A 9,949-nucleotide genomic window follows, 5' to 3' on the forward strand; every position below is an offset into this window, starting at 1 on the left:
AGTTGCCGTGGCAACTAAAAACCCATGATGCGCCGCGGCGTCGGGTCGCAAGTGGAGACTTGTAACGTTGCCCTCAGCTTAGGTGAGCACGCTGCTCAGGCTCCCTCCCCCCTTGCGGGGGAGGGTTGGGGAGAGGGGTGGCCCCGGGCGAGATGATCGACGCGTGCATCACCGTTGCAAAGCACGTTGGGGCGCCACGAATACGGATAGCGCACGTCGTGCGGTACCCCTCTCCCTAACCCTCCCCCGCAAGGGGGGAGGGAACCCTTCCGCTAGTGCCTTCCTTACTCGCGCGTACTCCCGCCTGCTAATCTCAGCTGGCGCAGGCGATCGGCTCGGATGACGCGTCGTCCTCCAGCACCGCCACTGCTGCGGCGCGGCGCGTCAGCACGGCGCGCTGGTTGATGTAGCCCTTGTCGGTGATCTCCCCGCCGTCGACCGAGGCGGGCTCGGCCAACAACAATGTACGGGTAGCATAGCCGGAGGAATGACCGCCCTGCGCCTTCAGCCGTGCCAGCCCCTGCCCGATCGCGGAGCGGATCGCCGGATGGGCGATCACCTCGCGTGGGTCGACGTTCTCGGGCAGGCCTGCCAGCGAACGGCAGGCGGCAAGGTTCGGGAACACCAGGAAGCGCACCTCGTCACGGCCATGACCGGCAACGACGATATCTTGCGCAAGCGGCGCCAGCGCCGCGATGCCGGCGACACGCAAGGTGCCGACACTGACCCAGGTGCCGGAATTGAGCTTGAAGTCCTCCGCCACGCGGCCGTCGAAGAACAGGCCGAGATCGGGCCGGGCCGGATCGGCGAAGGTGACGGCGTCGCCGATCTTGTAAAAGCCTTCGTCATCGAAGGCCTCTCGGGTCAGCTCGGGCGCCTTCCAATAGCCCGGCGTGACATTGGGCCCGCGCACGCGGACCTCGAGCTTGTCGCCCGATGGCACCAGCTTCAGCTCGGTGCCTGGGATCGGCACACCGATATTGCCGGAGCGTTTGGCGAGGAAGTGGCAGTCGGTCGCCAGCGGCGAGGTCTCGGTCGAACCCCAGGCCGACACCATCGGCAGCTTGCGGCCAACTGTCTGCAGCGACAATTCCTCCAGCGCGTCCCACAGATTCTGCTGCAGCGCCGCGCCGGCATAGAAGGCGAATCTGGTGCCCTCGAAGAATTTGCGGCGCAGTTCGTCGTCGGTGCGGAGTGCCGCGATCAGCATGTCGAAACCGCGCGGCACGTTGAAATACACCGTCGGCACCACGCTGCGCAGATTGGCGAGCGAGGTCGCGAACAGGCCGGGCGCCGGCTTGCCGCCGTCGATATAGAGCGTGCCGCCGTTGCGCAGCACCAGATTGAAATTGTGGTTGGCGCCGAAGGTGTGGCTCCAGGGCAGCCAGTCCAGGATGACCAGCTCCTCGCTGGACTGCTCCAGAAACGTCCAGGTCTGCGCCTTGGCCTGCTGGCTCGAGGTCAGCATCCGCTGGGTGTTGATGACGGCTTTCGGCGTGCCCGTTGAGCCCGAGGTGAACAGGAACTTTGCGATCGTGTCCGGTGTCACCGCGGCAAAGGCCGTGGCGACCTCTGGTCCTTCCAGCGCTGCCGCGATGGCGCGGAACGGCATCGCGTCGGCGTCGTCGGGATTGCCGCTGACGATGGTCGCGCGATGCAGCGGCTTGATCGCGGCAAGCGCCGCCGCGAACGGCTTTGTGCTCGCGACATAGATCGCGCCGGGATCGAGCAGGCTGATCATACCCTTCAGCTTGTCGAAGTCTTTCGACATCAAGGAATAGGCCGGCGAGACCGCGGCCGAAGGCACGCCGACATGCTGGGCGGCGAGCGCGAACAAGGCGTGGTCGATCCCGTTATCGGAGAGGATGACGAGCGGCCGCTCGGCGCTCAGCCCTTGCGCCAGAACCCACGATGCGGCGCGGCGGACGATGCCGAGCGCGTCGCGATAGCTGACGGTGCTCCAGGGCGCCTCGGCATTGGCGCGCTCGCCGAGGAAGATCTGATCCGGCGCCTGTCGCGCCCAGTGCTCCAGCCAGTCGCCGACGCAGCGCGCGCTGTCTTGCAGCGGCGTGGTGGATCGAACCAGGATGCTGCCGTCGTGGCGTCTGACGGCAACGATCGCGGGCGCAGCGAACAGGCTGTTCGGATTGTCACTGCTGGCGGTGGCGATCGTCATGGTTTCCTCCTCGCCCGTGTCTCATCGGGATCGCGCTGCAACATGGTGCAGCGGCGCGGTCCCGGCCGGGCTCTTTGGCGATAATGTTGCGGACATCAATTGTTGTCGTCAACAACAATCTTTTCCTTGAGCCTCGGCCGCGCTAGCCTGACAGTCATGGCAAGCCAGCAAAAGACGTCGCGCAAGGCGGCAGGAACGCAAGCGGCAATCCGCCGCCCCCAGGCGCGCGCCGCGAATAGCCGGTCGCAGAGAGGCGACGCCGGCGACGACATCGGCCTCGACGCGCTGGTCGGCCACGCCGGCTACGCGGTGCGGCGATTCCAGCTCTGGATCTTCCAGGACTTCATCAAGACGCTGGCGACCGTCGATATCCGCCCGACCCAATATTCGGTCATGACCGTGATCGGGGCCAATCCGGGCCTGAGCCAGATGGCGGTGGCCAAGCGGCTCGGGATCGAGCGCGCGCGGCTGGTGCATCTGCTCGACAGCCTCGAGGAACGCGACTTCGTTAGCCGCATCGCCTCCGCCACCGACCGCCGCTCCCACGCGCTGCATCTGACCGCGCGCGGCAGGACCGCGCTGGCGCAATTCAAGCGGCTTGCCGCCGAGCACGAGCGACATGTGGCCGAGAAGATCGGCAAGGAAAACCGCGAGCGGTTGCTGCAGATCCTCGCCTGCTTCACCTGATCCACGGTCGCATTCCGGCTTGGTCACGCTTGCTCTTAAATTAGGCATTCGCACTCTCAAGCCGGCTTGCGTCAGCCACCAGCGCGCATTTCAAACGACTGATATTGTGCAATAAATCGTCGTGTCGCGAGCGCGAGGAAATTGTACACAATGGCACATTGCTTGCTTCGATCAGGCTGCAATTCCCTCGCGGCGGGCACCCGATGCCCTGCCGCGCCAGAGACGAGGCCAACCACGTGACTGAAACTGTCGCCGCGATCGTTGCCGCACACCGCGCCGGGACCATGACCCCGGCACAAACCGTGGCGCGCAGCTACCAGCGCATCCGCGAGCACAACGACCCCGCCATCTTCATCAGCTTGCGCGACGAGAAGGATGCGCACGCTGAGGCGGGGCGTCTCGCATATCCGTGGCTGCGGCTCGATGGCAGGCCGGTCCCGGTGCAGGACAATATCGACGTCGCGGGGCTGCCGACGGCCGCCGCCTGCCTGGCATTCTCCTACGTGCCTGCGCGGGATTCCACTGCGGTCGCCAGGCTGCGCGCGGCCGGCGCCATCATCATCGGCAAGACCAATCTCGACCAGTTCGCCACCGGCCTGGTCGGCGTGCGCTCGCCCTACGGCATTCCCAGGAACCCGGTGCGCGGCGATCTGGTGCCGGGCGGATCGAGCTCGGGCTCCGCAGTCGCGGTGTCGGCGGGCCTGGTGCCGCTCGCACTCGGCACCGACACCGCGGGAAGCGGACGCGTGCCGGCGATGCTCAACAACATCGTCGGGCTCAAGCCGAGCCTCGGGCTGATCTCGAACGCTGGGCTGGTGCCGGCCTGCCGCACGCTCGACTGCATCTCGGTGTTCTCGCTCACCGCCGACGACGCGCTGGCCGCACTTGCCGTGATGGCCGGCCCGGACGACGCCGATCCGTTCTCGCGCGACCGGCCGCTGGCACCTCTCACGACATTTCCGGCGAAGCTGAAGCTCGGCATTCCCAAGAGCGGCCAATTGATCTTCTTCGGCGATCGCGAGGCCGAAAAGGCCTACGGCGAAGCCTGCAAGCGCTGGCAGTCGCTCGGTGCCGAACTCGTCGAATTCGATCTCGAGCCGTTCTACGAGACCGCGCGGCTGCTCTATGAGGGTCCGTGGGTCGCCGAGCGCTATCTCGTAATCCGCGACCTCCTGGCGTCGTCGCCCGACGCGATCCATCCAGTGACACGCGAGATCACGATCGGCGGCGCGCGGCCCACCGCGGCCGATACCTTCTCCGCGCTCTATAGCTTGCAGGCGCTGCGCAGCGGTGCCGAGAGCACCTTCGCGCAGTGCGATGAGATCGTGCTGCCGACCGCCCAGACGGTCTATTCCACCGCCGACGTGCTGGCCAACCCGATCGAGCTCAACTCGCGGCTCGGCACCTACACCAATTTCGTCAACTTGCTCGATCTCTGCGGCCTGGCGCCGCCGGCCGCCATGCTACCCGACGGCGCGCCTTTAGGCATCCCGCTGCGGGCGCCGCCCGGACGCGGTGCCGCGCTTGCCGCCCTCGGCCGCGTATTTCATGCCGACACCGGGCTGGGCCTCGGCGCCAAGGCACTGCCGCAGCAGCCGCTCGCGGCTGTGCCGGCACAGGCCGGGCCTAACGAGATCACGATTGCGGCGGTCGGCGCGCATCTCTCCGGCATGGCGTTGAATCACGAACTGACCACGCTCAATGCGCGGCTGCTGGAGGAGGCGGTCACCGCTCCGGATTACAAGCTCTACGCGCTCGACACCACGCCGCCGAAGCCCGGCATGCTGCGCATCGAGGCGGGCGCAGGTCAAGCGATCAAGCCCGAGCTGTGGGCGATGTCGGCTGCTGCATTCGGCAAATTCGTCGCCGCGATCCCGCCGCCGCTCGCAATCGGCACGGTCAGGCTCGCCGACGGGCGGCAGGCAAAGGGCTTCATCGTCGAGCCCGCCGCGATCGACGGTGCGAAGGATATCTCGGCCTATGGCGGCTGGCGGGCGTTCATGGCGGAGAAGGCGAAGGCGTAGCCGGTCCTCCCCGTCGTCATTCCGGGGCGCGCCTCTTGGCGCGAACCCGGAATCCATTTATCCGCAGCGACGGCTACCGGAAGCGCCCCCGCAACCAATCATCTACGTCAAACGCGGATGAATGGATTCCGGGCTCGCGCTTCGCGCGCCCCGGAATGACGACGGGGAGGACCGGCTACGCCTTCGCCTTCTCCGCCATGAACGCCCGCCAGCCGCCATAGGCCGAGATATCCTTCGCACCGTCGATCGCGGCGGGCTCGACGATGAAGCCCTTTGCCTGCCGCCCGTCGGCGGGCCTGACCGTGCCGATTGCGAGCGGCGGCGGGATCGCGGCGACGAATTTGCCGAATGCAGCAGCCGACATCGCCCACAGCTCGAGCTTGATCGCATGACCTGCGCCCGCCTCGATGCGCAGCATGCCGGGCTTCGGCGGCGTGGTGTCGAGCGCGTAGAGCTTGTAATCCGGAGCGGTGACCGCCTCCTCCAGCAGCCGCGCATTGAGCGTGGTCAGTTCGTGATTCAACGCCATGCCGGAGAGATGCGCGCCGACCGCCGCAATCGTGATCTCGTTAGGCCCGGCCTGTGCCGGCACAGCCGCGAGCGGCTGCTGCGGCAGTGCCTTGGCGCCGAGGCCCAGCCCGGTGTCGGCATGAAATACGCGGCCGATGCCGGCAAGCTCGGCATCGCGTCCGGCAGGCGCCAGCAGCGTGATGCCGAAAGGCGCGCCGTCGGGTCGCATCGCGGCCGGCAGCGCCAGGCCGCAGAGATCGAGCAAGTTGACGAAATTGGTGTAGGTGCCGAGCCGCGAGTTGAGCTCGATCGGGTTGGCCAGCACGTCGGCGGTGGAATAGACCGTCGGAGCGGTCGGCAGCACGATCGCATCGCACTGCGCGAAGGTGCGCTCGGCAACGCGGCGCAGCGCCTGCAAGCGATAGAGCGCGGAGAAGGTATCGGCCGCGGTGGGCCGCGCGCCGCCGATCGTGATCTCGCGTGTCACTGGATGGATCGCGTCGGGCGACGACGCCAGGAGGTCGCGGATTACGAGATAGCGCTCGGCGACCCACGGACCCTCATAGAGCAGCCGCGCGGTCTCGTAGAACGGCTCGAGATCGAATTCGACGAGTTCGGCACCGAGCGACTGCCAGCGCTTGCAGGCTTCGCCGTAGGCCTTTTCGGCCTCGCGATCGCCGAAGAAGATCAATTGGCCGCTCTTGGGAATGCCGAGCTTCAGCTTCGCCGGAAATGTCGTGAGAGGTGCCAGCGGCCGGTCGCGCGAGAACGGATCGGCGTCGTCCGGGCCGGCCATCACGGCAAGTGCGGCCAGCGCGTCGTCGGCGGTGAGCGAGAACACCGAGATGCAGTCGAGCGTGCGGCAGGCCGGCACCAGCCCAGCGTTCGAGATCAGCCCGAGGCTCGGCTTGAGCCCGACGATGTTGTTGAGCATCGCCGGCACGCGTCCGCTTCCCGCGGTGTCGGTGCCGAGTGCGAGCGGCACCAGGCCCGCCGACACCGCGACTGCGGAGCCCGAGCTCGATCCGCCCGGCACCAGATCGCCGCGCACCGGGTTCCTGGGAATGCCGTAGGGCGAGCGCACGCCGACCAGGCCGGTGGCGAACTGGTCGAGATTGGTCTTGCCGATGATGATGGCGCCGGCCGCGCGCAGCCTGGCGACCGCAGTGGAATCCCGCGCAGGCACGTAGGAGAATGCCAGGCAGGCGGCGGCCGTCGGCAGCCCCGCGACGTCGATATTGTCCTGCACCGGGACCGGCCTGCCATCGAGCCGCAGCCACGGATATGCGAGACGCCCCGCCTCAGCGTGCGCATCCTTCTCGTCGCGCAAGCTGATGAAGATGGCGGGGTCGTTGTGCTCGCGGATGCGCTGGTAGCTGCGCGCCACGGTTTGTGCCGGGGTCATGGTCCCGGCGCGGTGTGCGGCAACGATCGCGGCGACAGTTTCAGTCACGTGGTTGGCCTCGTCTCTGGCGCGGCAGGGCATCGGGTGCCCGCCGCGAGGGAATTGCAGCCTGATCGAAGCAAGCAATGTGCCATTGTGTACAATTTCCTCGCGCTCGCGACACGACGATTTATTGCACAATATCAGTCGTTTGAAATGCGCGCTGGTGGCTGACGCAAGCCGGCTTGAGAGTGCGAATGCCTAATTTAAGAGCAAGCGTGACCAAGCCGGAATGCGACCGTGGATCAGGTGAAGCAGGCGAGGATCTGCAGCAACCGCTCGCGGTTTTCCTTGCCGATCTTCTCGGCCACATGTCGCTCGTGCTCGGCGGCAAGCCGCTTGAATTGCGCCAGCGCGGTCCTGCCGCGCGCGGTCAGATGCAGCGCGTGGGAGCGGCGGTCGGTGGCGGAGGCGATGCGGCTAACGAAGTCGCGTTCCTCGAGGCTGTCGAGCAGATGCACCAGCCGCGCGCGCTCGATCCCGAGCCGCTTGGCCACCGCCATCTGGCTCAGGCCCGGATTGGCCCCGATCACGGTCATGACCGAATATTGGGTCGGGCGGATATCGACGGTCGCCAGCGTCTTGATGAAGTCCTGGAAGATCCAGAGCTGGAATCGCCGCACCGCGTAGCCGGCGTGGCCGACCAGCGCGTCGAGGCCGATGTCGTCGCCGGCGTCGCCTCTCTGCGACCGGCTATTCGCGGCGCGCGCCTGGGGGCGGCGGATTGCCGCTTGCGTTCCTGCCGCCTTGCGCGACGTCTTTTGCTGGCTTGCCATGACTGTCAGGCTAGCGCGGCCGAGGCTCAAGGAAAAGATTGTTGTTGACGACAACAATTGATGTCCGCAACATTATCGCCAAAGAGCCCGGCCGGGACCGCGCCGCTGCACCATGTTGCAGCGCGATCCCGATGAGACACGGGCGAGGAGGAAACCATGACGATCGCCACCGCCAGCAGTGACAATCCGAACAGCCTGTTCGCTGCGCCCGCGATCGTTGCCGTCAGACGCCACGACGGCAGCATCCTGGTTCGATCCACCACGCCGCTGCAAGACAGCGCGCGCTGCGTCGGCGACTGGCTGGAGCACTGGGCGCGACAGGCGCCGGATCAGATCTTCCTCGGCGAGCGCGCCAATGCCGAGGCGCCCTGGAGCACCGTCAGCTATCGCGACGCGCTCGGCATCGTCCGCCGCGCCGCATCGTGGGTTCTGGCGCAAGGGCTGAGCGCCGAGCGGCCGCTCGTCATCCTCTCCGATAACGGGATCGACCACGCCTTGTTCGCGCTCGCCGCCCAGCATGTCGGCGTGCCTTCGGCCGCGGTCTCGCCGGCCTATTCCTTGATGTCGAAAGACTTCGACAAGCTGAAGGGTATGATCAGCCTGCTCGATCCCGGCGCGATCTATGTCGCGAGCACAAAGCCGTTCGCGGCGGCGCTTGCCGCGATCAAGCCGCTGCATCGCGCGACCATCGTCAGCGGCAATCCCGACGACGCCGACGCGATGCCGTTCCGCGCCATCGCGGCAGCGCTGGAAGGACCAGAGGTCGCCACGGCCTTTGCCGCGGTGACACCGGACACGATCGCAAAGTTCCTGTTCACCTCGGGCTCAACGGGCACGCCGAAAGCCGTCATCAACACCCAGCGGATGCTGACCTCGAGCCAGCAGGCCAAGGCGCAGACCTGGACGTTTCTGGAGCAGTCCAGCGAGGAGCTGGTCATCCTGGACTGGCTGCCCTGGAGCCACACCTTCGGCGCCAACCACAATTTCAATCTGGTGCTGCGCAACGGCGGCACGCTCTATATCGACGGCGGCAAGCCGGCGCCCGGCCTGTTCGCGACCTCGCTCGCCAATCTGCGCAGCGTGGTGCCGACGGTGTATTTCAACGTGCCGCGCGGTTTCGACATGCTGATCGCGGCACTCCGCACCGACGACGAACTGCGCCGCAAATTCTTCGAGGGCACCAGATTCGCCTTCTATGCCGGCGCGGCGCTGCAGCAGAATCTGTGGGACGCGCTGGAGGAATTGTCGCTGCAGACAGTTGGCCGCAAGCTGCCGATGGTGTCGGCCTGGGGTTCGACCGAGACCTCGCCGCTGGCGACCGACTGCCACTTCCTCGCCAAACGCTCCGGCAATATCGGTGTGCCGATCCCAGGCACCGAGCTGAAGCTGGTGCCATCGGGCGACAAGCTCGAGGTCCGCGTGCGCGGGCCCAATGTCACGCCGGGCTATTGGAAGGCGCCCGAGCTGACCCGAGAGGCCTTCGATGACGAAGGCTTTTACAAGATCGGCGACGCCGTCACCTTCGCCGATCCGGCCCGGCCCGATCTCGGCCTGTTCTTCGACGGCCGCGTGGCGGAGGACTTCAAGCTCAATTCCGGCACCTGGGTCAGTGTCGGCACCTTGCGTGTCGCCGGCATCGCGGCGCTGGCGCCGCTTGCGCAAGATATCGTCGTTGCCGGTCATGGCCGTGACGAGGTGCGCTTCCTGGTGTTCCCGAACCTTGCCGCCTGCCGTTCGCTGGCAGGCCTGCCCGAGAACGTCGACCCACGCGAGGTGATCGCCCATCCGGCGATCCGCTCCGCGATCGGGCAGGGGCTGGCACGGCTGAAGGCGCAGGGCGGTCATTCCTCCGGCTATGCTACCCGTACATTGTTGTTGGCCGAGCCCGCCTCGGTCGACGGCGGGGAGATCACCGACAAGGGCTACATCAACCAGCGCGCCGTGCTGACGCGCCGCGCCGCAGCAGTGGCGGTGCTGGAGGACGACGCGTCATCCGAGCCGATCGCCTGCGCCAGCTGAGATTAGCAGGCGGGAGTACGCGCGAGTAAGGAAGGCACTAGCGGAAGGGTTCCCTCCCCCCTTGCGGGGGAGGGTTAGGGAGAGGGGTACCGCACGACGTGCGCTATCCGTATTCGTGGCGCCCCAACGTGCTTTGCAACGGTGATGCACGCGTCGATCATCTCGCCCGGGGCCACCCCTCTCCCCAACCCTCCCCCGCAAGGGGGGAGGGAGCCTGAGCAGCGTGCTCACCTAAGCTGAGGGCAACGTTACAAGTCTCCACTTGCGACCCGACGCCGCGGCGCATCATGGGTTTTTAGTTGCCACGGCAACT

6 protein-coding genes are annotated in these 9,949 nt (G+C 66.8%); 3 read left to right on the plus strand and 3 right to left on the minus strand.

The window, feature by feature from the left end:
* Positions 1-313 precede the first annotated feature (313 nt).
* Positions 314-2,176: a feruloyl-CoA synthase gene (locus FNJ47_RS41210; RefSeq protein WP_163161916.1), complete on the minus strand. Its 1,863-nt coding sequence runs from the start codon at positions 2,174-2,176 to the stop codon at positions 314-316.
* A gap of 156 nt (positions 2,177-2,332) precedes the next feature.
* On the opposite strand from FNJ47_RS41210, the gene FNJ47_RS41215 reads away from it, so the two are divergent.
* Positions 2,333-2,863, plus strand: a complete 531-nt coding sequence (locus FNJ47_RS41215) for a MarR family winged helix-turn-helix transcriptional regulator (protein ID WP_163161918.1) — start codon at positions 2,333-2,335, stop codon at positions 2,861-2,863.
* A gap of 236 nt (positions 2,864-3,099) precedes the next feature.
* Complete coding sequence (gene atzF, locus FNJ47_RS41220; protein ID WP_430649469.1) at positions 3,100-4,887, plus strand: allophanate hydrolase; 1,788 nt, start codon at positions 3,100-3,102, stop codon at positions 4,885-4,887.
* A 175-nt stretch (positions 4,888-5,062) separates the two neighbouring features.
* Here the strand turns inward: atzF (FNJ47_RS41220) and atzF (FNJ47_RS41225) are convergent, their stop codons facing one another.
* Positions 5,063-6,883 (minus strand): allophanate hydrolase, encoded by a 1,821-nt coding sequence (gene atzF, locus FNJ47_RS41225; RefSeq protein ID WP_163161922.1) that lies wholly within the window; start codon positions 6,881-6,883, stop codon positions 5,063-5,065.
* A gap of 203 nt (positions 6,884-7,086) precedes the next feature.
* Positions 7,087-7,617, minus strand: coding sequence for a MarR family winged helix-turn-helix transcriptional regulator (locus FNJ47_RS41230; RefSeq protein ID WP_163161918.1), 531 nt, complete (start codon positions 7,615-7,617; stop codon positions 7,087-7,089).
* 156 nt (positions 7,618-7,773) lie between these two features.
* On the opposite strand from FNJ47_RS41230, the gene FNJ47_RS41235 reads away from it, so the two are divergent.
* Positions 7,774-9,636, plus strand: a complete 1,863-nt coding sequence (locus FNJ47_RS41235) for a feruloyl-CoA synthase (RefSeq protein ID WP_163161916.1) — start codon at positions 7,774-7,776, stop codon at positions 9,634-9,636.
* Positions 9,637-9,949: the final 313 nt, after the last annotated feature.

Source organism: Bradyrhizobium uaiense (assembly GCF_010811875.1).
In the GTDB taxonomy this organism is placed as follows: Bacteria; Pseudomonadota; Alphaproteobacteria; order Rhizobiales; family Xanthobacteraceae; genus Bradyrhizobium; species Bradyrhizobium uaiense.